Annotated in this window: 21 protein-coding genes; 20 read left to right on the top strand and 1 reads right to left on the bottom strand. The window is 60.9% G+C overall.

The window, feature by feature from the left end; genetic code table 11:
• The first annotated feature begins 12 nt into the window (after positions 1-12).
• The 17 genes from ACED88_RS06570 (at position 13) to dnaE (ending at position 22,102) form a co-directional block, all read left to right on the top strand.
• Positions 13-1,707: a UDP-N-acetylmuramoyl-L-alanyl-D-glutamate--2,6-diaminopimelate ligase gene (locus ACED88_RS06570; protein WP_449107318.1), complete on the top strand. Its 1,695-nt coding sequence runs from the start codon at positions 13-15 to the stop codon at positions 1,705-1,707.
• 15 nt (positions 1,708-1,722) lie between these two features.
• A complete protein-coding gene (locus tag ACED88_RS06565; protein ID WP_185173162.1) occupies positions 1,723-3,318 on the top strand; it encodes a UDP-N-acetylmuramoyl-tripeptide--D-alanyl-D-alanine ligase in 1,596 nt (531 codons plus the stop codon).
• A 21-nt stretch (positions 3,319-3,339) separates the two neighbouring features.
• On the top strand, positions 3,340-4,458 hold the full coding sequence (gene mraY, locus ACED88_RS06560) for a phospho-N-acetylmuramoyl-pentapeptide-transferase (protein ID WP_449107319.1): 1,119 nt from the start codon (positions 3,340-3,342) through the stop codon (positions 4,456-4,458).
• Positions 4,458-5,993 carry a UDP-N-acetylmuramoyl-L-alanine--D-glutamate ligase gene (gene murD / locus ACED88_RS06555; protein WP_449107320.1) on the top strand — a complete coding sequence of 512 codons (1,536 nt, stop codon included), beginning with the start codon at positions 4,458-4,460 and terminating at the stop codon, positions 5,991-5,993. The genes mraY and murD overlap by 1 nt, the downstream gene beginning before the upstream one ends.
• Positions 5,994-6,107: 114 nt before the next feature.
• Entirely contained in the window at positions 6,108-7,889 is a 1,782-nt protein-coding gene (locus ACED88_RS06550) for an FtsW/RodA/SpoVE family cell cycle protein (RefSeq protein WP_449109106.1), read from the top strand.
• 99 nt (positions 7,890-7,988) lie between these two features.
• The gene (gene murG / locus ACED88_RS06545) at positions 7,989-9,086 is read left to right on the top strand and encodes an undecaprenyldiphospho-muramoylpentapeptide beta-N-acetylglucosaminyltransferase (RefSeq protein WP_449109105.1); all 1,098 of its coding nucleotides are present in this window, start codon (positions 7,989-7,991) and stop codon (positions 9,084-9,086) included.
• Positions 9,083-10,573 carry a UDP-N-acetylmuramate--L-alanine ligase gene (murC, locus tag ACED88_RS06540; protein WP_449107322.1) on the top strand — a complete coding sequence of 497 codons (1,491 nt, stop codon included), beginning with the start codon at positions 9,083-9,085 and terminating at the stop codon, positions 10,571-10,573. The genes murG and murC overlap by 4 nt, the downstream gene beginning before the upstream one ends.
• The gene (locus tag ACED88_RS06535; RefSeq protein WP_449107323.1) at positions 10,573-11,466 is read left to right on the top strand and encodes a cell division protein FtsQ/DivIB; all 894 of its coding nucleotides are present in this window, start codon (positions 10,573-10,575) and stop codon (positions 11,464-11,466) included. The genes murC and ACED88_RS06535 overlap by 1 nt, the downstream gene beginning before the upstream one ends.
• Positions 11,467-11,661: 195 nt before the next feature.
• Positions 11,662-12,870, top strand: coding sequence for a cell division protein FtsZ (ftsZ, locus tag ACED88_RS06530; protein WP_237185432.1), 1,209 nt, complete (start codon positions 11,662-11,664; stop codon positions 12,868-12,870).
• A gap of 123 nt (positions 12,871-12,993) precedes the next feature.
• Entirely contained in the window at positions 12,994-13,830 is an 837-nt protein-coding gene (locus ACED88_RS06525) for a polyphenol oxidase family protein (RefSeq protein WP_449107324.1), read from the top strand.
• A gap of 29 nt (positions 13,831-13,859) precedes the next feature.
• Positions 13,860-14,672: a YggS family pyridoxal phosphate-dependent enzyme gene (locus ACED88_RS06520; RefSeq protein WP_449107325.1), complete on the top strand. Its 813-nt coding sequence runs from the start codon at positions 13,860-13,862 to the stop codon at positions 14,670-14,672.
• 155 nt (positions 14,673-14,827) lie between these two features.
• Positions 14,828-15,544 carry a cell division protein SepF gene (locus ACED88_RS06515; protein ID WP_449107326.1) on the top strand — a complete coding sequence of 239 codons (717 nt, stop codon included), beginning with the start codon at positions 14,828-14,830 and terminating at the stop codon, positions 15,542-15,544.
• A gap of 6 nt (positions 15,545-15,550) precedes the next feature.
• Positions 15,551-15,853, top strand: coding sequence for a YggT family protein (locus tag ACED88_RS06510; protein WP_449107327.1), 303 nt, complete (start codon positions 15,551-15,553; stop codon positions 15,851-15,853).
• 307 nt (positions 15,854-16,160) lie between these two features.
• On the top strand, positions 16,161-16,853 hold the full coding sequence (locus ACED88_RS06505) for a DivIVA domain-containing protein (RefSeq protein WP_449107328.1): 693 nt from the start codon (positions 16,161-16,163) through the stop codon (positions 16,851-16,853).
• A 160-nt stretch (positions 16,854-17,013) separates the two neighbouring features.
• A complete protein-coding gene (lspA, locus tag ACED88_RS06500; RefSeq protein WP_449107329.1) occupies positions 17,014-17,586 on the top strand; it encodes a signal peptidase II in 573 nt (190 codons plus the stop codon).
• Entirely contained in the window at positions 17,586-18,539 is a 954-nt protein-coding gene (locus ACED88_RS06495) for an RluA family pseudouridine synthase (protein WP_237185426.1), read from the top strand. The genes lspA and ACED88_RS06495 overlap by 1 nt, the downstream gene beginning before the upstream one ends.
• A 26-nt stretch (positions 18,540-18,565) precedes the next feature.
• Positions 18,566-22,102 carry a DNA polymerase III subunit alpha gene (dnaE, locus tag ACED88_RS06490; protein ID WP_449109104.1) on the top strand — a complete coding sequence of 1,179 codons (3,537 nt, stop codon included), beginning with the start codon at positions 18,566-18,568 and terminating at the stop codon, positions 22,100-22,102.
• 98 nt (positions 22,103-22,200) lie between these two features.
• Here the strand turns inward: dnaE and ACED88_RS06485 are convergent, their stop codons facing one another.
• Positions 22,201-22,629 carry a winged helix-turn-helix transcriptional regulator gene (locus tag ACED88_RS06485; RefSeq protein WP_449109103.1) on the bottom strand — a complete coding sequence of 143 codons (429 nt, stop codon included), beginning with the start codon at positions 22,627-22,629 and terminating at the stop codon, positions 22,201-22,203.
• Between the two features lie 120 nt (positions 22,630-22,749).
• On the opposite strand from ACED88_RS06485, the gene ACED88_RS06480 reads away from it, so the two are divergent.
• The 3 genes from ACED88_RS06480 to hisD all read left to right on the top strand — a co-directional run bounded on the left by ACED88_RS06480 (position 22,750) and on the right by hisD (position 25,344).
• Complete coding sequence (locus tag ACED88_RS06480; protein WP_449109102.1) at positions 22,750-23,358, top strand: NAD(P)-dependent oxidoreductase; 609 nt, start codon at positions 22,750-22,752, stop codon at positions 23,356-23,358.
• Between the two features lie 132 nt (positions 23,359-23,490).
• Positions 23,491-23,925 (top strand): MmcQ/YjbR family DNA-binding protein, encoded by a 435-nt coding sequence (locus ACED88_RS06475; protein ID WP_449109101.1) that lies wholly within the window; start codon positions 23,491-23,493, stop codon positions 23,923-23,925.
• A gap of 36 nt (positions 23,926-23,961) precedes the next feature.
• Positions 23,962-25,344, top strand: a complete 1,383-nt coding sequence (gene hisD, locus ACED88_RS06470; RefSeq protein ID WP_449109100.1) for a histidinol dehydrogenase — start codon at positions 23,962-23,964, stop codon at positions 25,342-25,344.
• Positions 25,345-25,364 lie beyond the last annotated feature (20 nt).

Genomic DNA, 25,364 nt, shown 5'->3' with positions numbered 1-25,364 from the left:
GAGGGAAAGCCCGTGACAGAAAACCGAGCACTTGAGGGCAGCGCCCAGACGCTGCGCCCCCGCCAGGTTACCGAGCGCACCTGCGCTGAGGTTGCCGACTGGCTGGCCGAGGTGGGCCTAGAGGCCCAGCTGGTGCAGGCGTCCGCCCGCTCCATCACGGGTATCACCATGGACTCCCGCGAAGTGCAGCCCGGTGACCTCTATGTTGCCCTGGGCGGAGCAAAGGCCCACGGTGCCTCCTTCCTTCCTGCTGCAATCGAGCTGGGGGCGTCCGCCCTGCTGACCGACGCAGCGGGCCTTGAGATTGTGCGCGAGCTGGGCCTTCCCGACGACCTGGGTGTAGTCACCACCGACCAGGTGCGAGCTGCTGTCGGCCCGCTCTCTGCCCGTATCTATGCCTCCCAGCCCAGTAGCGGGGGAGCGCCCCGCCTCTTTGCGGTGACCGGCACCAACGGCAAGACCACCACCACCTATATGACCAACTCGATCATGCAGGCCCTGGGTCACACTACCGGCCTGATCGGTACCATCGAGATTCTTGCCGGTGGTCAGGCTATTCCCTCTAAGCTCACTACTCCCGAGTCCCCCCACGTGCACTCCCTTATCGCTCTGATGCGTGAGCAGGGTATTACCAGCGCAGCGATGGAGGTGTCATCCCATGCCCTGGATTACCGCCGTGTCGATGGCATCCGATACGACATTGCGGGCTTTACCAACCTCACCCAGGACCACCTAGACCTGCACGGCACCATGGAAAGCTACTTTGATTCCAAGGCCGAGCTCTTCACCCCGGCCCGTACCCGTCGCGCCGTTATCACTGCCGATGACCACTGGGGTCTTGACATGGCAAAGCGCGCGGTTCAGGCTTTGGGGGCCCGCGCTGTGGTTCGCCTCTTTACCAACTTCGGTGCCGGTTACGAGCCGGGGGAGGACGCTCTCACCTCCCTTGCTGCCCAGGACTGGGCCCTGGTGCAGGTAGAGCGCTCCGGTATTGGCCACTCCTTCACTTTGCGCCGGGGCGACGGTTTTGAACTGCCCAGCGCCACCTTGCTTCCAGCTGATTTCAATGTCTCGAACGCTGCGCTGGCCGCCGTGATGGTTTTTGAGAGCGCCCGCGACGGGCTAGAGCGCGAGCGCATCACCGAAGTGCTGGCTCGCACCGAGACCCTGACCCCCGTTGTGCCCGGTCGTATGCAGCTGATTTCCACCGAGCCCACCGCCCTGGTGGACTTCGCCCACAACCCCGATGCCCTGAAACGTGCGCTTGAAGCAATCGAGCCGGCAGATGAGGACGGCAAGATCATTATTGTTTTCGGTGCAACCGGTGAGCGTGACCAGACCAAGCGCCCCTTGATGGGCGAAATCGCCGCCACCTATGCCGATATCGTGGTAGTGACCGACGACGACCCCCATGGCGAAGACCCTGCCCCTATCCGCGAGGCTGTTGAGTCTGGTGCGCTCGCGGCTCTTGAAGCCGGGGCCCGCGCCCAGCGGGTGCTCAACATTGAGCCCCGCGCCGCTGCCATCGATGAAGCTATCGCCCTGGCCGGCCCCAAGGACTCAATTCTGATTGCTGGCCGCGGCCACGAGGTAGCCCAGGACGTTGCCGGTACCGATATCGAGCTTGACGACCGTGTAGAGACCGCTCGCGCCCTGCAGGCTGCCGGTTTCAGCGTGCTCCCGGCCTATCAGAACCGCCAGAAGTAACCTAAAGGTAAACCTATGATTAAACTTTCAGCACTAGAGATTACAGAAGCTGTCAGCGGTACCCTGTTAGGGGTAGACGCTGCCGATTCTGCTGCTCTGACCTGCACTTCTGCTACTACAGACTCCCGCGAAGTTGACGCCGGCTGTCTCTTTATCGCTAAGCCCGGTGAGGTGACAGACGGCCATAACTTCCTGGCTGCAGCCTTCGAGCGGGGGGCTTCTTTGGCTCTTGTTGAACGCGAGGTTCAGGATGCTGACGGCCAGCTATACCCCTCAATTCTGGTCGACGACGTTGTGCTGGCTATGGGACGACTGGCCTCTTACATCGTGGCCCGCCTGCGTGAGCGCGGCGACGTGACGGTTGTGGGTATCACCGGTTCTGCGGGTAAGACCACTACCAAGGACCTACTGGCAGCTATCTTCGGTGCAGAGGGCAAGACCGTGGCCCCCATCGGGTCTTTCAACGGTGAGGTCGGAGTGCCGCTGACCGTCTTCCGGGCCGAGGAAGACACCCGGTACCTGGTCATTGAGATGGGCGCTGACCGGGTGGGTAACATCAAGTACCTGACCGACATGATTTCTCCGGATTTCGGCGTTGTGCTCAAGGTGGGCACCGCCCATGCCGGTGAGTTTGGCGGCGTCGATAACATCGAAGCGACCAAGGGCGAGATGGCCGAGGGCGTCCGCCTGGGACTGGGCCTGAACATCGACGACTACCGGGTGAGGCGCATGCTGAACCGGGCGTCCACCCCCGTCACCTACTTTGGCGTTGAGGGTCGCGAAGCGGAACTAACCCACACCGCTAACCCCGGTGTGGCAGAAAACCGCATGACGGCGTCCAATCTCACCACCACCGATGAAGGCAAACCCGCCTTCACCCTGACCTTCCCCGATGGGCAGGCCTATGAGATTAGCTCCCAGCTCATCGGCGAACACCACGTTTACAACCTGTTGGCGGCAGCTACCGTTGCCTATCAGGTCGGAATCGACCCGGTTCGCATCGCCCAGCAGCTCAACACCGCTGGGGCAGCCTCCAAATGGCGTATGCAGCGTACCGACCGGGCCGACGGAGTGACCGTCATTAACGATGCCTACAACGCTAATCCCGAGTCTATGACCGCTGCCCTGCAAACCCTTGCCCAGCTGGGCCGTCTGCCCTCCACCAATCGCACCTGGGCCGTACTCGGTGCCATGCTGGAACTCGGCGACCAGACCCTGACCGAACACGACCGCATCGGCCAGCTGGCAGTACGTCTCAACATTTCTAAGCTCATCGCCGTAGGCGACATCGCCAAGCCCATCTACAACACCGCCCACCTGGAAGGCTCCTGGGGTAATGAGGCAACCTGGGTTGCCACCACCGAGGAAGCCTTCGAACTCCTGCGCGGTGCCCTAGAGCCGGGTGATATCGTCCTCTTCAAGTCCTCAAACGGGGCTGGCCTGGGCCTTCTCGGTCAAAAAGTTGCTGACTATGAGGGCAAACTCACCCGAGACGAAGGCGATAGTGGGCAATCACAGCCCTGGTTAAGCGCCGGTGACTTCGTCCAGGTACTAAACTCAGACAGTGGCGCCCAGCCAGATGCTGCCGCCAAGACCACAGATAACTCATAACCGGGAAGGCACAGACACCGCATGATTTCCATCCTGTTGGCTGCCGCTTTCGGCTTGATCATCTCGATCACCGGAACCCCGCTCTACACCAAATGGTTGGTGAAGCAGCAGTTCGGCCAGTTCATTCGCGAAGACGGCCCCACCTCACACCAGACCAAGCGGGGCACCCCCACCATGGGCGGTGTCATGATGATGGCAGCAACCGTCCTCGGTTTCTTCCTAGCACTGGGTCTCTCAGCCCTGCTCACCGGTACCACCTTGGCCCCCTCAGCGTCCGTGCTACTCGCTATGTTCCTGATGCTGGGCATGGCGGGCGTTGGCTTCATTGATGACTTCCAGAAGATTTGGAAGAAGCAGAACGAGGGTCTGACTCCCAAGGGTAAGATTGTGCTCCAGGGGCTGATTGGCACCCTCTTTGCTGTGGGTGCCCTGCTGATTAAGGACGAACGCGGCTGGTCACCTGCCTCCTTCAACATCTCCTTCACCCGCGATATCTCCTGGCTCGACCTGGCCTTTGCCGGGCCTGTGCTGGGTATTATCCTCTTCATCATCTGGGCTAACCTGATTGCCACCGCTACAACGAACGCGGTGAACCTCACCGACGGTCTGGATGGCTTGGCCACCGGTGCTGCCATCATGGTCTTTAGCGGTTACCTGCTGATTTCGATGTGGCAGCAGCAGCACCTGTGTGCCCCCGGCTCTCTTGATAACGTCTGCTACGAGGTGCCCGATTCGGGGCAGATGGCGATGCTGGCTGCTTCCCTCATTGGCGCCCTGATCGGCTTCCTCTGGTGGAACACCTCACCGGCCACTATCTTCATGGGCGATACCGGCTCCCTGGGCCTGGGCGGTGCGCTGGCTGCTTTCGCTATCATCACCCGCACCCAGATGCTTCTGCCGATTATCGCAGGCCTCTTCGTGATGATTGCCCTTTCCGTCATTATTCAGGTGGGCTACTTCAAGATGAGCGGTGGTAAGCGTATCTTCCGCATGGCCCCCCTGCAGCATCACTTTGAGCTCAAGGGCTGGACCGAAGTCAACGTAGTCATCCGCTTCTGGATCCTGGCAGGCCTATTTGTAGCAGTGGCCCTGGGCATCTTCTACGGTGACTGGCTACTGAGCAATGGAGGTGTCTTCTAATGAAGGCAAGTAACGCAAATCCCGTCTACGGCTACGAGCGCCTGGAAGCGCTGACCAGCTGGGAATCCGACTGGTCTGGCCTACGCGTGGTCGTTGCAGGCCTGGGTATCTCTGGCTTCTCAGCCGCTGATACCCTGATCGAGCTGGGTGCCCGCGTAGTTGTGGTGGACGGTAACGATAACGAGGTCACCCGCGGTAAGGCTGATACCCTAAAGATCGTGGGTGCGGCCGGTTCGGTACTGGGCGCCGGTGCCATGGACGCCCTGCCCCTGGTCGAGGGGCAGCCTGCTGACCTGGTGGTCACCTCACCCGGCCTTGCTCCCACCATCGGTATTCTGGCCGATGCAGTAGCCCAGAAGATTCAGATTTGGGGCGATGTAGAGCTGGCCTGGCGTCTGCGTCAGCGCGAAGGACGCAAGGTCGCCCCCTGGCTGGCTATTACCGGCACCAACGGCAAGACCACCACCGTGGGTATGACCGAATCTATCCTGCAGACCGCAGGCTACAAGGCCATTGCGGTGGGCAACGTCGGCACCCCCATCCTTGATGCCCTGCGCGACCCCGTCGACTACGACTTTTTCGCTGTTGAGCTCTCTAGCTTCCAGCTGCACTGGACCTACTCCATGTCACCCCTAGCCTCTGTCGTGCTGAACGTGGCAGAAGATCACGTCGACTGGCATGCCGGCTATGACAACTACCTGGCCGATAAATCCCGCATCTACGAGAACACTCAGGTCGCCTGCATCTTCAACGCTAACTACCCCGAAATCGTGCAGATGGTCGAAGAGGCGGACGTCGTCGAGGGCGCTCGCGCCATCGGTTTTTGGGCTGATACTCCCGGTCTTTCCATGCTGGGTGTAATTGACGGCCTGCTCATTGACCGGGCCTTCCTTGACGACCGCCGCAACCAGGCCCTGGAAGTGGCTGAAGTAGCAGATACCGGTCAGCTGCCGACCAAGCACACCGTAGAAAATGCCCTGGTTGCCGCTGCCCTGACTCGGGCAGCCGGTATTGAACCGGAACAGGTCAAGGCAGGCCTGCAGAACTACGAACCCGGTGCCCACCGCATCCAGCTGGTGGCCAACACCCACGGGGTTCTCTGGGTCAACGACTCTAAGGCCACCAACCCCCACGCAGCGAATGCTTCCTTGGCCTCCTTCAACCCCGTGATTTGGGTAGCCGGTGGCCTGTCAAAGGGCGTGACCTACGACGAGCTGGTCGCTGAGCACAAGGATCGCTTGAAGGCCGTGGTCATGATCGGCACCGACACCGCGGCCCTGATATCAGCTTTGGCTGAGCAGGCCCCTGATGTGCCGGTCTACAAGATCAGTGAGAGCTCCCTGCTGGCCGATGCCAGTGATGGACGGGCCGTTATGAAACTGGCGGTTGCCAAGGCCCACGAGATTTCGGAACAGAATGACACCGTGCTCATGGCCCCGGCTGCAGCTTCAATGGACCAGTTCACCTCGTACGCAGAGCGCGGAAACGCCTTCATCGACGCGGTAGCCGACCTGGTCAACCAGATCAATTCCTAGAATCGATCGGTGCGGAGGGCGGGCAATCAGTAGCTACTGGTTCCCACCCTCCCTCACCTTTAACCGCACCTACGGTGGGGCGTCCTCACCCGAGAGAAGAGAAGCGAAAAGACTATGAGCCTGGCAGCAGAACCCCGGTCACAGCAGCGTCCTGGCTTGATCCGGCGTGTGTGGGAGAGGTCCCGGAGCACCTGGGAGAACGCCCAGGTACGTTTGGGGTCTATGGTGTTGACCGACGTACCGATTGTGCTGGTAGTGACCGCCACCGTGCTCACCCTCTTTGGTGTGATGATGGTGCTCTCTGCCTCAAGCGTGGAGCAGATTTCATCGGGCGCAGGTGCCTTCAGCCAGGCCCGCTCCCAGGGTATGTTCGCGGTACTGGGTCTCGTTTCAATGGTGCTCGTGGGTTATCTGGTGCCGGTCACCTGGTACCGACGGCCCTGGGCAGTGCACTCTCTGCTGGGAATCGCAGCCCTGCTGCTCATCGCCGTAATTTTTGTGGGTACCACCGTCAACGGTAACCGTAACTGGATCAACATCGCAGGTTTCTCGATCCAGCCTTCAGAGTTCGCCAAGCCCATCATGATTCTCTGGCTGGCCTCGGTCTACTCCCGTCAGGGGCGCATCGACCGCGGGACCCTGGCCCAGACTGCCTACAAGGGGCTCGTTCCTGCCTTCTTAGGCTTTGGCCTGATTGTCACCCTGATCCTGGCAGGCCACGACGTGGGCACGGTGCTCATCTACGCCCTCTTCTTCAGCGCAATCTTCCTGGCAGCCCGCCCCTCCCGCGGGCTAGTGATGATTAGCGCGGGCCTGGGCACCTTGGCCGCCATCATGATGGTAGCCATCAGCCCCAACCGCATCGAGCGTCTCTTCAACACCTTTGCCTTCTGGCGCGACTGCGTTGAGGCCACCTGCGACCAGGCCAACTCTGGCCTGGCAGCACTCGCTACCGGCGGCTTCTGGGGCGTGGGCCTGGGCCAGTCCCGCCAGAAGTACAACTACCTGCCTGAAGCCCACAACGACTATATTTTCGCGGTGGTCGGTGAAGAACTGGGTCTGATTGGTGCTATCGCTGTGCTGCTGCTCTACGTAGCCCTAATCTACTGCGCTATGCGTATCCTGCTGCGCTCCTCTGACCTCTTTATTCGCTACGCCACCATTGGCATCATCACCTGGATCGCCGGCCAGGCCCTGCTCAACATCGCTATGGTGGTAGGGCTTATGCCCGTCATCGGTGTGCCCCTGCCCTTTATTTCTGCCGGTGGTTCCGCCCTAGTCTCGTCACTGACCGGTATCGGAATTCTTATCGCCTTTGCCCGGCAGACCCCCCTCAACCCGATTGTGGGGGAGCGTACCGGCATTGCCAATAGTAAGATGCAAAAGGACGCCGCCCGCCGCCTTGCTCTGGCCCGTATCGCTGAGCGGGAGCAGGCTATCATCGCAGCTGACCCAGACGGTACCGGCTGGACTCTTGATAAGCTCACCACCCGCCTGGGCGCCCTCGTCGACGGGCGTGGCTCTGCCCAACCTGCGGCGTCCGCCCCTCAACGCGCCCAGGGGAGTGCGCGCACCGTGCGTCCCTCGGCAGCTACCGCGCGTCCGTCCGCCCAGACACTCCGCCGCTCAACCCCGCTGTCAGCTGAAGCTAGTGCTGAGGCGGCGATGGCTCGACGCTCCAGTTCGGCCAGCGGCGCCCGCCCCTCCGCCAGCGTGCAGCAGGCTCACACCCGTACCACAGCGACTCAGTCCCAGCCCCCTGCTCGCCCTGCTACGCCCTCCACCGCAGCTAAGCCGCAGACCACCGAACCGCAAGCTCCTGCCCCCAAGGAGCAAAAACTGCCCGCTGGCCTGCGCACTATCCGTAAGGCCCGCAAGCTCCCAGAACAGCACTAAGGGGGTAAGGTGGCTCACGGGCAGGGGGCTCAAGATGTGTCTGTGGCCCAATCCGCGTAAACTAAGGGGCGAAACAGAACACTAAGGGAGTGAAACCTGATGACCCACGCACCCACTGTCGTGCTGGCAGGCGGCGGCACAGCCGGGCATATCAACCCCATGCTGGCTATCGCCCGAGCCCTCCAGGAGCGCGAGCCTGACGTCACCATCATGACCGTCGGCACCGAAAATAGCATGGAGGCCCGGCTCGTACCGGCAGCGGGCTACGACATCAGCTTCATCCCGAAAGTTCCCTTCCCCCGCCGCCCCAACCTTGACGCCATCAAGTTCCCCGGCCGCTTCCGGGCCTCGCTCAAGCAGGCCGAGAAGATTCTGACCGACACCGGGGCGAACGTCCTGGTGGGCGTGGGCGGTTACGTGTGCACCCCCATGTACCTGGCAGCCCGTAAGCTGGGCGTGCCCGTAGTAATTCACGAGGCCAACGCCAAGCCCGGCCTCGCCAACAAGGTGGGTGCGAAGAATGCAGCCCTGGTAGCTACCGCCTTCCCAGATACCCCAATTGCTGGCGCCCGCACCGTGGGTATGCCTATGCGCCAGAACATCGCCGACCTCGACCGCGCCTCTGAACAGGGCGCTGCCCGGGAGCGTCTGGGCCTTGACCCGGCTCTGCCCACCCTGGTGGTCACCGGCGGGTCCCTGGGAGCCTTGAGCCTTAACCGGGCAGTCGCCGAGATTATTGATGAGATTGCTCCGGCTGGCTACCAGCTGCTGCACATCACTGGCCGTGACAAGGCGGTTAAGGACGAGTCTGGCCAGCTCCGCACAGCTCCCGGCTACCAGCAGGTTGAGTTCATTACCTCTATGGAAGATGTCTACGCAGCTGCTGACCTTATGATTGTGCGCTCTGGTGCGGCAACCGTCAGCGAGGTCGCTGCCGTGGGCCTACCGGCTATCTTTGTTCCCCTACCCATCGGCAACGGCGAACAGGCACTCAACGCCCGTTCCCTGGTGGCTGCCGGGGCAGCCCTGCTGGTTGACGACTCCGATTTCACCGCTAGCTGGTTCCGCCAGAATGTACCGGCCCTGCTAGCAGACACCGATAAACTTACCGACATGGCAGAAAAGTCCTACCGGCACGGCATCCGCGATGCTGCGCAGGTTATGGCAGACGAAGTACTGAAGGCGGCCCGCGTATGAGCACCTCACTAATGGATCTTTCAATAGACCTTCCCGCTCCTCTCAACCCTCCCTTCCCCGAGCGTCCGGCCCTGGCCGACCTGGGCCGGGTGCATTTTGTGGGTATTGGTGGGGCCGGCATGTCGGCTATCGCCCGGCTCATGCTGCGTGCTGGCATGACCGTGAGCGGGTCTGACCAGGCTGAAAGCGCCGCTGTGGATAGCCTGCGAGAGCTGGGCGCCCGGGTATCGGTGCCCCAGGCAGCTGAAAATATTGAGGGTGTCGATACCGTGGTGATATCAACCGCGATTCGCGAAGATAACCCCGAACTCGCTGCTGCCAGGGCCCGCGACCTGCGCGTGCTGCACCGCTCTGAGGCTCTGGCGGCGACCATGCGTGACTCCAAGGTGATTGCGGTTGCCGGTACCCACGGCAAGACCACCACCTCATCCATGATTTCGGTGATGCTAGACGGCCTGGGGCTGGACCCCTCTTTTGCGGTCGGCTCTACCATCGCCGGCTATAACACCAACGCCCACCTGGGGGCGTCCGGCCCGGACTCCTGGTTCGTGGCTGAAGCCGATGAATCCGACGGCTCCTTTGTTCGCTACCGCCCCGAGATTGCGGTTATTACCAACGCTGAGCCCGACCACCTGGACTTCTACGGCACCAACGAGCGGGTCTTCGAGGCCTTCAATCGCTTTATCGCCTCTATGGCGCCCGGCGGTGTCTTCGTGACCTGCTCTGACGACGCCGGTGCAGCCACCCTCGCGGCTCAGGCCGCGGACGCCGGTGTTCAGGTTGTCACTTACGGTGAGGGGGAGGGCGCTATGGTTCGCCTGACCGGTATCACCTCTGAAGGAACCGACTGCTCTTCGAACCTGGTCTGGGACTTCACCGTAGGCGGCCAGCAGTTCGCGGGGCAGATTACCCTGACCCTGCCGGTGCCCGGTATTCATAACCAGCTCAACGCTACGGCGTCCTTTGTCTGTGCCCTGCTAGCAGGTGCCAGCCCCGAAGAGGCCGTTAAGGCGCTGGCCCACTTCTCGGGTACCGACCGCCGCTTTACCCTGCGCGGTGAAGCTGCCGGGGTTAAGGTCTTTGATGACTATGCCCATCACCCCACCGAGGTACACCGTGCCCTGGAAACCGGCCGCACGGTTGCCGCCGGGCACAACCTCTACGTGATTTTCCAGCCCCACCTTTTCTCCCGCACCAAGGAGTTCGCTACCGAGTTCGCTGAGTCGCTGTCTCAGGCTGATCGTAGCTACGTGCTCGATATCTACCCCGCTCGTGAGAAGCCGATGGAGGGCGTAACCAGTCATCTCATCACTGAGGCCGGTTTCTCCGAGGTGCACTACGCTGAGAGCACCGACCAGGCGATTGACGCTGTTGTAGCCGCCGCCCTGCCCGGCGATATCATCATGACGGTTGGTGCCGGTGACGTGACTGCCCTGGGGCGGGTGCTGGTAGAGAAGCTTTCTGCCCGTGAAGGTGCTGCACTCTAGTGGCCGATGAAAAGAAGCCCCGTATTCGCCTGAACTCCGCTAAGGTGAGCCAGCTACCAGAGGCTGGCGATAACCTGGTGGATATCTCTGAAAACAGTCGTTTCGCCCAGTGGCGCCAGGCCCAGGAAGAGGAGCGTCAGAGCGGCCAGAGCGAGCCTCAGAGTCTGCCTTCTGCTCCCGTGCAGTTGCGCCCCAAGCGTCGGGCAGCCGGTAGCTGGAAGAAATGGGCCTACGGGGTAGGCGTCCTGGTGCTCGCTACCCTGATTTTTGTGGGGGTTGTTTTCTTCTCGCCCCTGCTGGCTACCCGGACGATTACGGTCGAAGGCGCTTCTTTGCTGGATGAGGCTTCCGTTCAGCAGCAGCTGAGCCAGCTCCAGGGAGTCCCCATGACCCGTATTAGCGAGTCTGAGGTTGCTTCTCTGATCGGCAACGAGAATGTGCTCTACGGGGTGACCCTGCAGGCGAATCCGCCCCACGAGCTGGTGGTGCAGTTGCATGAGCGGGTGCCCGTGGCTGTGGTGGAGAACGAGGGCAGCTTCGTGCTGGTTGATAACGAGGGAGTGCAGCTGGGCACAGCAGCGTCGGTTGAGGACGCCGGTGTTCCGCTGGTTGCCGGAGGTCTGGATATTCTGGGGTCGGCTGCTTTTAGTACCGTAACCGGTGTGCTGGCGGCTCTGCCGACCTCGATTTTGTCGCAGGTGTCTGAGGCTAAGGCTGATTCGGCATCAACCATTACTTTAGAGATGATTGATGGTACGCAGGTCGTCTGGGGTACTCCGGAAGATAGCGACCTTAAAGCTAAGGTTCTAGTTCAGCTTATGGACTCGGTGGGTAGCCAGCAGGCCGTAGAAACCTACGATGTCTCAAGCCCCCTCGTCCCCACTGTAAAATAGTTTCAACTTATACCTGAAGTTTCCTCTTGTCCTTGATATTTTCTGAGAAAAATAAGGTCATGGGTGAAACGAGGGCGACATTGCAAGGTGAAGTTGATACTCTTTCATTGATTGAAACAATAGGTTTACTCCAATCTCAACTTTCACTCTAAGGTTGAGTTGGTTTGAAACAAGGCACAAATTAGTAGGGAATCCATGGATACAGCAACTCCCCAGAACTACCTGGCAGTCATTAAGGTCGTCGGTATCGGCGGCGGTGGCGTCAACGCTGTCAACCGCATGATTGAGGTTGGTCTGCGTGGCGTTGAATTCATCGCGATCAACACCGATGCTCAGGCTCTGCTCATGTCTGATGCAGACGTCAAGCTCGACGTGGGTCGCGAACTGACCCGCGGCCTGGGTGCAGGCGCTAACCCCGACGTTGGACGCCAGGCAGCAGAAGACCACGAACAGGAAATCGAAGAGGTACTTAAGGGTGCCGACATGGTCTTCGTGACCGCAGGCGAAGGCGGCGGCACCGGTACCGGTGGCGCTCCCGTTGTTGCCCGCATTGCCCGCTCCCTGGGTGCACTGACCATCGGTGTTGTTACTCGTCCCTTCACCTTCGAAGGTCGTCGCCGCTCCAACCAGGCAGAGACCGGCATTGCCGCCCTGCGCGACGAGGTCGACACCCTGATCGTTATTCCCAACGACCGACTGCTCTCCATCTCAGATCGCAACGTCTCCATGCTCGACGCCTTCAAGTCAGCAGACCAGGTTCTGCTCTCCGGTGTCCAGGGCATCACCGACCTGATCACCACCCCCGGCCTGATCAACCTCGACTTCGCAGACGTCAAGTCCGTCATGCAGGGTGCAGGTTCAGCTCTCATGGGTATCGGCTCAGCCTCCGGTGAAGACCGCGCCGTCAAGGCAGCCGAACTGGCTATCGCCTCACCCCTGCTGGAAGCATCCATCGACGGTGCTCACGGCGTCCTGCTCTCCATCCAGGGTGGTTCAGACCTGGGCCTCTTCGAAATCAACGAAGCTGCCCGCCTGGTGCAGGAAGTTGCCCACCCCGACGCCAACATCATCTTCGGTGCCGTCATCGACGACGCTCTGGGTGACGAGGCTCGCGTGACCGTTATTGCCGCAGGCTTTGACTCGGTCAACCCCGAAACCAACTCCAACAACACCAACCCCGCCGCTAACCAGGCTGCTCGTACCCAGCAGAACTTCGGTGGCGCTTCAGCAGCTCCCGCCGCAGGCGCTGGCTTCGGTTCAGCACCCGCAGCAGGTAACAGCTGGAACAAGGGCGGCAACGACGTTCCCACCAACGCCGGCTTCGATGTTGACCTGCCCCCCGTTGTTGAGGACTCCCAGTCAGCACGTCGTGACACCCTCGATGTGCCCGACTTCCTGAAGTAAAGACTTCAGACCCACACCCTAGACGGAAACAAGCCGTCTAAAGGCCGAGAGGGGGTGAAAGCTAGACTTAGCTTTCACCCCCTTCAGCATTTCCCGCACTTTTTCGAAAGGTAGGCAAGGCCCATGGTTGACGCTCTTTTCTCCCGCCGGCTAGTAACCCTGGCGAATGGCGCCCGGGTCAATGTGGCCTTCACATCGGCTGCTGCCGGTAACCTGGGGCTGCACGTAGGCGATGACCTTGACCAGACCCTGGCCCACCGGCAGACCCTTGAAGACGCGCTGCTGGGGGAAGGGGCGTCCTGCGGCTTCACCTACCTCAACCAGGTGCACGGCACCGTGGTCTTTGATGCGGATGTCTCAGACCGGTTTGGTGCCGGAACTGAAAAGGGTCTTAGTCCCCAAGAGATTCGTGATACTGCACCGGTCGCCGATGCTGCCCTCTCTCGTGAGGGGCGGCCCCTGGCCATTATGGTGGCTGACTGTATCCCCCTGGTCTTTGTGGGGGAGGATGCCCAAACGGGCCAGCCAGTCTTGGGCGTGGCCCATGCTGGACGGCGGGGCCTGCTCGACGGTGTAATTCAACACCAGGTTGAAGCCATGGCGCAGAACGGTGCCGAGAACATTCAGGCATGGATTGGCCCCTCGATCTGCGGACGCTGCTACGAGGTTCCCGAGGCGATGCGGCAGGAATCTGCTGCGCTGATTCCGCAGGTGTATTCCAGCACCTCCTGGGGTACTCCAGGCCTTGACCTGCCAGCCGGGGCCCGTGCCGTCCTTGCCTCCCTGCCGCAGGTAACCCGCGTGCATAGCGACCTTGCGGCCTGTACCTTTGAACATGAGCACCTCTTCTCGCACCGCGGCCATACCCAGAAGCAGGAGCCCGCCGGGCGTATCGCTGGTCTGGTCTGGGTAGAAGCTGGCCCTCTGGCCGCTGAGGTGCCCAGCCCCTCCCACCTGTAACCCAGATGCCCGCTCTAAGGAATGGAAATATGACCCTGACCTACAGCCCCGAACGCCGTGCAGAACTCAGCGACCGCCTAGCTCAGGTGCAGGCCCGCATCCAGGAAGCCGCGGAAGATATGAGCGGCGCCCGATCTGCCTCGTCCCCCCTACCCGAGCTGATTGTGGTCACTAAGTTTTTCCCGGCCTCAGATGCAGCTGCCCTGTACGACGCCGGTGTGCGCGCTGTGGGTGAGAACCGCGACCAGGAGGCCGCTGGCAAGGCTCGTGAGCTGGCCGCCTACACGGGCAGCGATGACCCGCTGCGCTGGTCCTTTATCGGCCAGCTGCAGACCAACAAGGCTAAGTCTGTGGTGCAGTATGCGCACGAGGTGCAGTCGGTTGACCGCCCCCAGCTTGCCGATGCCCTCTCTAAGGCCTACAGTAACCGTCTGGCCCGATATGAGAACGGTGAGGTTGAGGCTCCGGCAGCACTGGCACACGGTGGTCTGCGCTGCCTTATCCAGGTAGGGCTCGATACCACCGTTGAAGCCACCGCCGGGCAGGCAGCCCTGGGTGCGCGCGGGGGAGCAGACCCCACCGAGATTTTGGCCCTTGCCGACCACATTAGCTCCCTGCCGGGCCTCACCCTGGGTGGGCTCATGGCGGTTGCCCCGCTGGGCCAGGACGCCGCAGCCGCCTTTGAACGGCTGCACGGCTACTCCCAGCAGCTGATGGAACACTACCCTGAGGCAACCACCATCTCAGCGGGTATGAGCCACGACCTGGTTGAGGCAATTCGCTGGGGAGCTACTTCTGTGCGGGTTGGCTCCTCCATCATGGGAGCCCGTCCGGCCCACTAAGGGCAGATGCCCATAATTCACCGGGAATACTGAGGTTTTCCTTGGGCTTGTCTGCGAGAAAGACAGGCGACTTTTTGGTACCGTAAAAGGTTGATAGGAACAGAGGTTTTAAGCCCCGTCGACCGGCGGAAAGGCTACTCAAAGGGAGGGTAAGAATGGCTCGCACACTACACCAGGCAATGGCCTACCTGGGCCTGGGCCAGGTAGAAGACGAAGCGCAGCGCACAGAGCGGCCCCAGCGCCGCCCCGAAACGATCTATGAAGAGACCGTTTTTGAGGCTGATGACCAGTACGACGCCTACCCCGATGAGCTAGCTCCCGCTGAAGGGCGTGCCCATATCTCATCCACTGCCGATCGCGACGTCCTTCTGGGTATTTCACCCGAGGCCACCGGCAGCCGTCCGGCTCCCGAAGCGACTGCCGGTAGCGTTTCTGTAGCCGAGGCAGACGACCAGCTTCTTGAGCAGGTCGAAAGTACCGGCACCGACTGGGACTTCCCCGGTACCCACCAGCAGGCATCCAACTACACCTCAACCGCCCTAACCCCCTCCTTCACCGAAGAAAGCAGCGAAGAATTGCGCCGTATCACCACCATTCACCCCCGCTCCTACAACGACGCCAAGATTATCGGTGAGTCCTTCCGCGAGAATATCCCCGTGATTATGAACGTCACCGACATGGGCGATACCGACGCCAAGCGTCTCATCGACTTTTCTGCCGGCCTGGCTTTTGCCCTGAACGGTCACATCGAGCGTGTGACCGACAAGGTATTCCTGCTGACCCCCGCTAACCTTGAGGTTCTCGGTGCTGAGGGCACCGAGGTTCCGGTAGCTCTGGACAGCGACGACGTCACCCCCTTCAACCAGGCCTAAACAGCAGTGGGTTATCTTTTTGCTCTCTTGGCTATCGTTGCCTACCTGCTGATTGTCGTTTTTATGATCCGCCTGGTACTCGACTGGGTGCAGATGTTTGCCCGCTACTGGCGCCCCAAGGGCGTAGTTTTGGTGGTTGCCTCTTTGGTATACGCAATAACTGACCCGCCCATGAATGCTGCCCGCCGCCTGATTAAACCCATTAACCTGGGTGGTATCTCCCTGGATTTGGGCTTCATGATTCTGTTGATGGCTCTCTGGTTCGCTTATTCCCTACTAACTAACCTGGCCTACAACCTCTCCGTTTAGAGCCTGGTAGGTAAAAACGCCTGCTGCACGTAGGGTGTGCAAGGTGGCTCTTGAAGCCTGTCAGTCAGCAGGCTGGGGTTTGTCCCCTCAAGTGGTGACGTGACCAGTGGCTCACACTTAACTGGGGTCATAGTGTTGCGCGGTGCCCCTTTGCCAGGTAATTTTGTGTTGTAGTAAATAGGGGACTACCCGAACTTTTAGCGCGCTGAAAGTTCGAGCTTCATGCGCCTGACTCCAGCACATACTGCGCACCGGGAACACTACGGGCCAAAGCATAAAGATTTTTAGAAAATAGAGGTGAATGATCGTGGCACTCACGCCTGAGGAAGTAATCAATAAGCGCTTCCAGCCGACTAAGTTCAAGGAAGGCTACAACCCTGAAGAGGTTGACGATTTCCTTGACGAGATTGTCATTGAACTGCGTCGTCTGAACGCCGAGAATGCTAGCCTCAAGCGCCAGCTTGAAGAGGCAGAGGCGAAGATTTCACTGGCTCCTGCCCAGCAGCAGGGCGGTGCCCTGGCCGAGGCTGAAATTGTGGTTGATTCTCAGCCCGCTGCGGCAACTCCTGCTCCGGCAGCAGCACCTGCCGCCGCTGAGCCCACTCTGTCCCCCTCTAGCGCCACCGGCCTGCTGGCTATGGCCCAGAAGGTTCACGATGACTACGTCTTCGAGGGCAAGCGCGAGCGTGAACGCCTGATTACCGAAGGTCGTGACGAAGCCGCCAAGCTTGTTTCTGAAGCTGAGCAGAAGTCGAACCAGGTGCTTGGCGATCTGGAAAAGACCAAGAGCGACCTCGAGGTTTCTGTTGCCAAGCTGCGTTCCTTCGAGAACCAGTACCGCACTTCCCTGCGCGATTACCTGAACAAGCAGCTGACCACCCTCGAAGAGACTCCCGCTCTTGAACCCAAGGCTGAGGGTGCTCCCGCCGTAGCGGCAGCACAGTCCCAGGGCTTCGGCGCGTTTGGCCAGCGTAACGGGGTTTTCAGCAACAACTCCTAGGCTTTCCTAGTGTTTAGGTGGTAGCCTCAATATGCTCAGGCGGCTCCTCGGTAAGAGGGGCCGCCTGAGATGTTTAAGATACCGCTCCGCGGTACCGGCTGGGTGCCGAACGCGATAAGCTGGTGTGTGCAGTTTTTGATGTTTGAAGGCAGGGAGTACGGTGGCTAATACCCAGCAGGAGGGCACTGTTTTAGTGCCGGTTCGTACGATTTCTGGGGTGGCTAAGGCCCTGCTAGCCCTGGCCCTCTTTGCCCTGGTATACGGGGCTGACCAGTGGGTCAAGCACCTGGTCGAGACCACCATGACCGTGGGGCAGGCTATCACCGTAATCGACGGCTTGCTCTGGTGGCGTTACTACCTGAACCCGGGGGCCGCTTTCTCTATGGGCGAGGGGTCGACCTGGCTGTTCACCCTGATTTCAACGGTGGGTGCCCTGGTGGCGCTGACCTTGGTGGTGCGGGCTAAGACCCTGCCCTGGGTTATTCTGCTGGCAACTCTGGCAGGGGGCATTGTGGGCAACCTGCATGACCGCCTCTTCCGGGAACCTGGCTTCGGCATCGGGCATGTGGTCGATTATATTTCTGTACCGAATTTTGCGATTTTTAATATTGCCGATGCCGCTATCTGTGTATCAATGGCGGCGATTGTTCTGCTGACTTTTCTTGGCTACCGCATGGACGGTCAGCGTGAAGTACGAGCCGATAAGGCAAAGAAGAACGAGGTGGGGGTCTAGTGTCTCAGAAGATTGAACTGACATTTGTGGTAGGAGCCGACCAGGCCGGTACCCGGCTTGATGCCCTGCTCGCTGAGCTGAGCGGCCAGTCGCGCACAACAGTGAGTAGCTGGGTTAAGGACGGCGAGGTTCAGCTTCTCGATGCCAAGGGCAGGGGAGTGAAGGCTAAGGCTTCGTCCAAACTGCTTGAGGGAATGACCGTGCAGGCTGCGGGCACCCCGCCGCGTGATCTAACGCAGATTGAGGCTGAGCAGGTTGATGGCTTTTCGATTGTCTACCAGGATGACGACATCGTGGTGGTCGATAAGCCCACCGGTGTTGCCGCCCACCCGTCCATGGGCTGGCATGGCCCGACCGTCGTAGGGGCGCTCAAGCACGCAGGTATTGACATCGCTACCAGCGGCGCGGCTGAGCGTCAGGGCATTGTGCACCGCCTGGACGTCGGAACCTCGGGGCTGATGGTTGTGACTAAGAACGAGCGAGCCTACTCGGTCATGAAGAAGGCCTTCAAGGACCGCACCGTCACCAAGGTCTACCACACCCTAGTGCAGGGGCTACCCGACCCGCTCAAGGGTACTATCGATGCCCCTATTGGCCGCCACCCCGGCAGCGAATGGAAGTTTGCGGTCAACGAGGACGGCAAGCCGGCTATCACCCACTATGAGGTGCTCGAAGCCTTTGGGCCAGCGTCCTTGGTTGAAGTACACCTTGAGACCGGCCGCACCCACCAGATTCGTGTGCATTTCTCTGCCCTGCGCCACCCCTGCGCGGGCGACCTGACCTACGGGGCAGACCCCACCATGAGCGCGCATCTGGGCCTCACCCGCCAGTGGCTGCATGCCCACCGGCTGGGCTTCACCCACCCCACCAGCGGCGAGCAGGTGGAGTTCGAAAGCCCCTACACCCCTGACCTTCAGTACGCTCTCGATACCCTGCGTGAGGGCAACTTCTAGAGCCCGACGCTAAGGACGCAACCCGCATGGCTAACACCGACTTCACCCACCTGCACGTGCACACCGAGTACTCCATGCTCGATGGCGCTGCTCGTCTAACCGACCTCTTCGAGCACTCGAAGCAGCTGGGCATGAATGCCCTGGCAACCACCGACCACGGCTTCCTCTTTGGTGCCTTCGACTTTTGGAACAAGGCCAATAATGCCGGGGTCAAACCCATTATCGGTGTGGAGGCCTACCTGACCCCGGGTACCGCCCGTCAGGACCGCACCCGCGTGAAATTTGGTGAGGGCGGGCGCGATGACGTCTCCGGTGGTGGTGCTTATACCCATATGACTATGTGGGCAGAGAACACCCAGGGCATGCATAACCTGTTCCGGGCGTCCTCCCTAGCCTCGCTTGAAGGGCACTTCTACAAGCCGCGTATGGACCGGGAGCTGCTCCAGACCTACGGTAAGGGCCTAATCGCCACCACCGGCTGCCCCTCGGGCGAGGTGCAGACCCGTCTGCGCCTGGGTCAGTACAAGGAGGCCATGCAGGCGGCCAGCGACTTCCGCGATATCTTCGGCAAAGAAAACTTCTACTGCGAGCTCATGGACCACGGGCTTGATATCGAGAAGAACGTCATGGCCGACCTGCTCAAGCTGGCCAAAGAACTGAACCTCCCCCTGGTTGCCACTAACGACCTGCACTACACCCACGCAGAGGACGCCAAGGCCCACGCCGCGCTGCTGTGCGTGCAGTCAGGCTCCACCCTGCAGGATCCCAAGCGCTTCAAGTTCGACGCCGATAACTTCTACCTCAAGTCGCCAGCTGAGATGCGCGAGCTCTTCCGCGACTACCCCGAGGCCTGTAACAACACCATGGAAATCGCCGAGCGATGCTCCGTGGAATTCAATACCAAGGCCAACTACATGCCCAACTTCCCCGTGCCCGAGGGCGAAAACGAGGAATCCTGGTTCGTCAAAGAGGTTGAGCGCGGCCTGCACTACCGCTTCCCCAAGGGTGTGCCCGATGAGGTGCGCAAACAGGCCGAGTACGAGGTGGGTATCATCTCGCAGATGGGCTTCCCCGGCTACTTCCTGGTGGTTGCTGACTTTATCAACTGGGCCAAGGAGAACGGCATCCGCGTGGGTCCGGGCCGTGGCTCGGGTGCAGGTTCCATGGTCGCCTACGCCATGCGTATTACCGACCTGAACCCGCTGGAGCACGACCTGATCTTCGAACGCTTCCTCAACCCCGACCGCGTCTCCATGCCCGACTTCGACGTGGACTTCGATGATCGCCGCCGTTCTGAAGTGATTCACTATGTGACCGAGAAGTACGGCGAAGACAAGGTGGCAATGATCGTCACCTACGGCACCATCAAGGCCAAGCAGGCCCTCAAGGACTCCTCCCGTGTGCTGGGCTACCCCTTCTCCACCGGCGAGCGCCTGACCAAGGCCATGCCCGAGGACGTCATGGGCAAGAACATTGCCCTGGCCAACGTCTACAACCCCGAGGACAAGCGTTATAACGACGCCCAGGAACTGCGCGACCTCATCGAATCTGATGCCGATGCTTCGAAGGTCTTTGAGACCGCGAAGGGTATCGAGGGTCTGAAGCGCCAGTGGGGTGTGCACGCGGCGGGCGTCATCATGTCGAGCCACGACCTGATTGACGTTATCCCCATCATGCGCCGTGAGCAGGACGGGCAGGTTATCACCCAGTTCGATTACCCCACCTGTGAAGGGCTGGGGCTGATCAAGATGGACTTCTTGGGCCTGCGTAACCTGACCATCATCTCGGACGCGATTGAGAACATTAAGCTCAACCGCGGCGAAGACCTGGACCTTGAAACCCTGGAACTGGATGACGCCGAGTCCTATAAGCTCTTGGCGCGCGGTGACACCCTGGGCGTATTCCAGCTCGATGGTGGGCCCATGCGCCAGCTGCTCAAGCTCATGCAGCCTGACCACTTTGAGCACATTTCGGCGGTCTTGGCGCTCTACCGCCCCGGTCCCATGGGTGCGAACTCCCACACCAACTACGCCCTGCGTAAGAACGGTCTGCAGGAGGTCACCCCCATCCACCCGGAGCTCGAAGAGCCCCTGGCGGAGATTCTCGATACCACCTACGGCCTGATCGTGTATCAGGAGCAGGTTATGGCGATTGCCCAGAAGGTCGCTAACTACTCCCTGGGTGAGGCAGATATTTTGCGTCGCGCTATGGGTAAGAAGAAGAAGGAGGAGCTGGATAAGCAGTATGCCACCTTCCACCAGGGCATGCTCGATAACGGCTACTCCGAAGGGGCGGTGAAGGCCCTCTGGGATATTCTGCTACCCTTCTCTGACTACGCCTTTAACAAGGCCCACACGGCGGCCTACGGTCTGGTTTCCTACTGGACGGCCTACCTGAAGGCCCACTACCCCCAGGAGTACATGGCAGCGCTGCTGACCTCGGTGGGCGATGACAAGGACAAGCTCGCCCTCTACCTGAACGAGTGCCGCCACATGAAGATTACGGTGCTGCCGCCCGATGTGAACGAGTCGGCCCTGAACTTCACCCCTGTGGGCGACGATATCCGCTTCGGCATGGGCGCTATCCGTAACGTGGGTGCCAACGTGGTCTCTGCTATGGTCGATGCCCGCGAAGAAAAGGGCCGCTACGAGAACTTCAACGACTTCCTGGCCAAGGTGCCGATTGTCGTCTGTAACAAGCGCACCGTGGACTCCCTCATCAAGGCCGGTGCCTTTGACTCGCTGGGGCACGACCGGCGTCCGCTTTCCATGATCCACGAAGAGGCCATCGACGCGACCGTCTCGGTCAAACGTCAGGAGGCCGCAGGCCAGTTTGACCTCTTTGGGGGTCTGGGGATGGACGACGATAACCCGGCGAACGAGCTGGCGGTGCAGATTCCGGACGTCCCCGAGTGGGAGAAGCGCGATAAGCTCAACTTTGAGCGCGAGATGCTGGGCCTCTACGTCTCTGACCACCCCCTGCGCGGTCTCGAAGATGCCCTTGATGCGCTGTCAGATTCCACGATTCAGGGGCTGGTCTCTGAGGATTCGGTCAAACCTGATGGGGCGATCGTAACTATCGCGGGCATGATTACCAGCGTCTCCCGCCGTATCGCGAAGAACTCGGGTAACCCCTACGCCCGTATCGAGATGGAAGACCGCACCGGTTCTATCGAGGTCATGTTCTTTGGCCGCGCCTATGAGCCGATTGCCGGTGTGCTGGCCGAAGACCTGATTTGTACCATCAAGGGTCGCCTACAGCGCCGCGATGACGGGTCGGTGACCCTGAGTGCCCAGGAGCTGAATATCCCCGAGATTTCAGCGGACGGCACCGGCGGCCCGGTCACTATCGCCATCCCCGAGTACAAGGCGACCGAGGAGACCCTGGGCCAGCTGCGCGATATTTTGCGGAATCATAAGGGCGAATCCGAGGTGCGCATCGCGATGACTACCCGCACCAAGCGCCTGCTGATCCGGCTTGGCGCTGACCTGCGGGTCAACCCCAACCCGGCCCTCTTTGGTGACCTCAAGGTGCTGCTGGGCCCTGCCTGCCTGGATTTCTAGGAGGCTAAGACAGGCTGAACGTGCAGTCTGGTTCCGAGTGGGGGAGTAAGACCCCTGCACTCGGAACCGGGCGGCACATTCTTTTATAAAGGGTGTTCTTAGAGAGCCTGGGCGGCGTCGTAGCGCTCGCGGTTAGCCTGCACCTCTTCCAGGTGGGTTTCTGCCCAGAGGCGGACGGCGGTGAGCGGCTCAACGGTGGTCAGCCCCAGGTCGGTGAGCTGGTAGTCCACGCGCGGGGGAACACTGGCGGTAATGTGGCGGGTCAGCAGCCCGTCGCGTTCCATGGAGCGCAGGGTTTCGGTCAGTACTTTGGGGGATACCCCCTGGATGGTGCTTTTGAGATCTTTGAATCGTACCGGCTCACCGTCTGCCAGCACGGTGACAATCAGGGGAGTCCACCGGTCCGTGAGGTGGCGCAGCACGGTGCGCGAGGGGCAGTTCTGGTCGAGGACGTTGGCGGGCAGCTGCTCTGCTGACGGCTGGGAGGCGGGGCGGACGTCCGCGCTGACCTGTGGCGATGATGTCATGAGTGGCCTTTCGGAAAGTTTTTTAAAAATCTTCTAATAGTTACCTTGAGGTAATTGGTTTCTAAAACATACTATAGAACTGTTCGATACAGAAAACCAACTCTTCAAGGAGAAAACCCCATGAACATCTCAGTGATCGGCGCAGCAGGCATGGTTGGCTCAGCAATCGTTGCAGAAGCCCAGAACCGCGGCCACCAGGTAACCAGCTACACCCGCAGCGGCTCAGCAGGCACCCTGCCCCTCGACCTGGCCAACACCGAGGCCCTGGTAGAGGTCATCAACTTATCCGAGGCAACCGTCATCTCCGTTGCTAGCCGCGACGACTACTCCGCAGCCATCGCCGCCCACCGCGCCCTCATCGCAGCAGCCCCCACCGGCCGCTTCCTCATCGTCGGCGGTGCTGGTTCCCTCAACGCGGGCGAGGGCCTGCTGCTGGAAAGCCCCGACTTCCCCGCCGAATACCTAACCGAAGCCAAGACCTTCGCTGAGATTCTGGGCGACTACCGGGCAGCTACCGACCTGAAGTGGACCGTCCTGGCCCCCTCACCCATGATCGCCCCCGGCGCTCGCACCGGTGACTACCGCACCGAGCTGGACGTACCCGCCGGCATGTTCGTCTCAACCCAGGACTTTGCTGTAGCAGCCATTGACGAAATCGAAAACCCGGCCCACGTTGGCACCCGTTTCACCGTCGCCTCTGCTGACGAAGCTGCTGCCCAGGGTCAGTAAATAGACAGTGGTAGAAAGGTAGAACCTCTTTGGTGAAGCTGCCCTGTAAGGTCGCTGCCATTGGAAAAGTGCATGTGCCGTTGCTTTTTGCAGTGGCACTTGCACTTTTCAGGGGGTACTAAACTAGGGTCCATGCCCCTTTCCACCTCCCGTGCCCTCTACGAGGCGGCGTCCGCGTCCGCCCTGGCCCTGACTGCAACCGAGCTCTACCGCTTCACCTCCCGCAGCGATGCCGAAGCCGCCCGCGTGGGCGGCAAATGGTTCATGGTGCTAGCTGAGAAGGACGGCACCCAGCTGGTCAACCTCAAAGCCCACCCGGCCGACGTTGCAGCTATCATCGATACCCACCCGGCGGCGCGCCCTGCCTGGCACATGAATAAAACCCACTGGTACAGTCTCGTGCCCCACCCAGATGTGACCGGCGAGCTGCTAGCCGAGCTCATCGCCGAGTCCTACCTCACCGTGGTCGAGTCCCTGCCTGCCCGCAAGCGTCCGCCCGGCTGGCAGGTCGTGGCAGAAAAACTCAAGGCGGCAGAATCTCACCAGCCGGAAAACCCACAGGCTTAACCCGCAGCGGCTTGACGACCGCGTTAAAATCAGAGAGTGAGCACAACAGACAACACCCAGAACTCCACTGCACCTGCAGACTTCACCCTGCGCACCATCGACCTGCGCGGCAGCAACCATTCCTACGCTGAGCTGCGCCGTATTGTCCCGCGCCAGACCACAGAGTTCGTGGGCAATGCGCTCACCACCGTGCACGAAATCCTCGAGAACGTACAGGGCCGCGGCGCTGACTACCTGCGAGAACTCTCCGCCCGTTTCGACGGAGTAGAGCAGGGTGCCCTGCGCGTACCGCAGAGCGCTATTGACCGGGCGGTCGAGAACCTCGACCCGGGCGTCCGCAAGGGCCTAGAAATCGCCATCGAGCGTACCCGCGCTTTTGCAGCCGCCCAGCGCCCCGCCGACCAGACCATCGAAGTTGCCCCCGGGGCTGTCCTTACTAACCGCTGGACCCCCGTGCGCCGCGCCGGCGTGTACGTGCCCGGCGGCCTGGCCGTCTACCCCTCATCGGTCATCATGAACACCGTACCCGCCCAGGCAGCGGGCGTCGGCTCTATAGTGCTCTGCACCCCGCCCCAGAAAGAATTCGACGGCCTGCCCCACCCCACCATCCTGGGCGCAGCCGGGCTGCTGGGCATCACCGAAGTCTGGGCCATCGGCGGCGCCGGTGCCCTGGGCGCTATGGCCTACGGGCTGGACGACGCCGGTGAGGTTCTTGAACCCGTTGACACCATCACCGGCCCCGGCAACATCTTTGTCGCCATGGCCAAGCGATCCCTGCAGGGCGTCGTGGGTGTGGACGGCGAAGCCGGAACTACCGAAATCGCCGTCATTGCCGACGACACCGCTAACCCCGACTACGTTGCCGCTGACCTGATTTCCCAGGCCGAACACGACCCCAACGCCGGGTCCGTCCTCATCACTCACAGCCCTACCCTCGCCGCCGCTGTGCAGGACGCCATCAATCAACGAGCCGCTGTGACCAAGCACAGCGAGCGCGTGGCCACTGCCCTGACCGGCCCCCAGTCCGGCGTGGTGCTCACCGACAGTCTCGAAGCCTCAATCGCGGTAGCCGACGCCTACGCTGCAGAGCACCTTGAAATCCATACCGAGAAGGCAGACGAGGTGGCCGGGCGGGTGCGCAACGCCGGTGCGATCTTTATCGGCCCCTACTCGCCGGTGCCTCTGGGTGACTATGCGGCAGGGTCCAACCACGTCCTGCCCACCGGCGGTTCAGCTGCCTACGCATCGGGGCTTAACACCACCGTCTTTATGAAGGCTGTGCAGCTAATCAACTACAGTCAGAGCGCCCTGGCCGAGATTGGTGATGCCATTGTCGCGGTTGCCCACGACGAAGACCTTCCCGCCCACGGTGAGGCCATCACCGCGCGTACCGGCTCGGCCGCAGCCAACAACAGCTAGAACCACGCTAGGAGGAACCA

The sequence above is a fragment of the Rothia sp. 11273D007AR genome (assembly GCF_053547255.1).
Note: the sequence above shows the minus strand (reverse complement) of the source record. Positions and strands in the feature narration are given on the sequence as shown.